At 40.0% G+C, this 1,230-nt stretch carries 2 protein-coding genes; both read left to right on the top strand.

The window, feature by feature from the left end:
- Nucleotides 1-269 precede the first annotated feature (269 nt).
- A complete protein-coding gene (locus SSCH_RS04605; RefSeq protein ID WP_084710935.1) occupies nt 270-572 on the top strand; it encodes a sugar phosphate nucleotidyltransferase in 303 nt (100 codons plus the stop codon).
- A 27-nt stretch (nt 573-599) separates the two neighbouring features.
- Nucleotides 600-1,004 carry an acylneuraminate cytidylyltransferase family protein gene (locus SSCH_RS04600; RefSeq protein WP_052835319.1) on the top strand — a complete coding sequence of 135 codons (405 nt, stop codon included), beginning with the start codon at nt 600-602 and terminating at the stop codon, nt 1,002-1,004.
- Nucleotides 1,005-1,230 lie beyond the last annotated feature (226 nt).

Genomic DNA, 1,230 nt, shown 5'->3' with positions numbered 1-1,230 from the left:
TTTCATCTTTTGCCCATTTTGTACAGCCCTCAGGCAGGAATACCTTGTTGATGTATCGAAGAAAATCTTTGAGCCACCGTTTCGACATCGGTGGTAACACCTCCTGGAAATGATGATTTGATCGTTGTTGCTTCCAGGAGGTTTTTGTCATTAGTTATGTTTTTTCCTGCCTGTTTGGTTTAAAAAATGCGAATTAATAAAATTTTGCTTTTATACTGCGTTGCTTGCACCGCAAGAACTTAGGCGATCACCTGCGGAGTTTCTGAACCATTCTGGCTATTTTTCGGTATATTAAAATTCCGTATGGAATACTGCAAGTAAAAGATGGTGACCTAAAGGAGATTGTTGAAAAGCCCGAATACCATTTTATTGTGAATTCCGGAATTTATGTTTTGGAACCCGATATCCTGCAGTTAATCCCAGAGGGTAAAGCGATGGATATGCCTGATTTGTTATCCTTAGCCAAGAAAAAGGGGCATAATGTTCAGGTTTTTCCTGTAAGTGCGTCATGGTTTGATATCGGTGAATGGGAAGAGTATAAAAGAGCTGTGAATTTTATTAACAGTGTGTGATGAGAAATCTTTAAAGAAGGGATTGCCATGTACAAAGGGAAAAAGATATTGGGACTTATTCCGGCACGTGGAGGCTCTAAAGGGCTTCCTGGAAAAAACATCAAGCCTCTTTGTGGAAAACCGTTGATAGCATGGGCCATTGAGCAGGGACTGGCAAGCAAATATCTGGACAAGGTAATTGTAAGCACTGATGATGAAGAGATCGCTAAGGTATCTAGAAGTTTTGGTGCTGAGGTTCCTTTTATGCGGCCAGGAGAGTTAGCTACAGATGCAGCGAAAACTATTGATGTTGTTGTTCATGCATTAGAATTTCTAAAGCAACGGGGAGGGCTGGAATTCGATTATTTGGCTCTCCTTGAACCGACCTCACCTTTGAGAAAAAATGGTGATATAGATAAAAGTATAGCCAGAACCCGCGCTCCCATTATTTAACATGTCTACATTTTAACTGTTCCGGAATTTCCATTTATAGTACTTGGAGAAAGCGTAAAAAACTTATATCTCCTGAAATCTTTGTCTTCAGGAAACGATTTTTTGATTATTTATTTTCCATGGGGCACTCTATATCATCGAATAGTCGCCTTCATACTAGCATGTGATCAAAAAGATAACGTGCTAGGCTCCTGTCCCTGATATACTCCAAGGCATTACGCATCTT

The organism is Syntrophaceticus schinkii, from assembly GCF_000946815.1.
Taxonomy (GTDB): Bacteria; Bacillota; DSM-12270; order Thermacetogeniales; family Thermacetogeniaceae; genus Syntrophaceticus; species Syntrophaceticus schinkii.
This window is presented reverse-complemented; position numbering and strand designations above follow the sequence as displayed.